The organism is Aeromonas sp. QDB11, assembly GCF_027705265.1.
Taxonomy (GTDB): domain Bacteria; phylum Pseudomonadota; class Gammaproteobacteria; order Enterobacterales; family Aeromonadaceae; genus Aeromonas; species Aeromonas allosaccharophila.
In genome coordinates this window covers 1-583 of record NZ_JAPDBM010000242.1, presented here as the reverse complement: position 1 = coordinate 583, position 583 = coordinate 1, and the positions used below count along the sequence as shown (strand labels likewise).

Genomic DNA, 583 nt, shown 5'->3' with positions numbered 1-583 from the left:
GCCTGGTGGAGAGTGCATCGCTTCTCGCTCAAAGAGAATTCCGCGACAGCTATGGTGGATTGCTGGCTCACTCCAGCTCGCTGACCAGCCAGGTCACGCAGCACATCGAGGAGTGGAAGAGAGATACTGAGGCCGCGTTGACCAGCGAGTGTCCATTCGCCGGGCATGCCCACAAGCTGAACCATTGGCGAAGAGAGAGTGCGCTTGGCGATATATCCAAAACCTCTTTTCAAGGGGCGGTGAAGGATTATCTCGCGCTCTGTAAAGCCAGCCAGCACCCGGCGGATCCGCCATTTTGGCAAAAGCAGGTTGCCGATAGTTTCGGTCAGGACGCGGAGCCGCCGAGTGCGGATAAGGCCGTCAGTTGCCAACTGCTGGCTACTGAATGGCAAAAGGTGCTGGATAAAGCCCGCAATAGTTGGGAGCTGGCCAGGATCGAGCAGCTGCGCCACCAGTTAATGGAACGATTGGAGATCATGCTCAAGCTGTTGCAGCAGTTGCAACCTTTGCTTGAAGCGTTGGGGCTGGATCCGGGGCGGCTGGTTGATCTCTCCAGTGGCCAGCTCTCTGCCCAAGATCTGGC

1 pseudogene is annotated in these 583 nt (G+C 57.5%); it reads left to right on the top strand.

Features of this window, described 5'->3' with window-relative positions:
- A pseudogene (locus OKC40_RS22880) lies at window positions 1-583 on the top strand (VWA domain-containing protein); the annotation flags it as partial.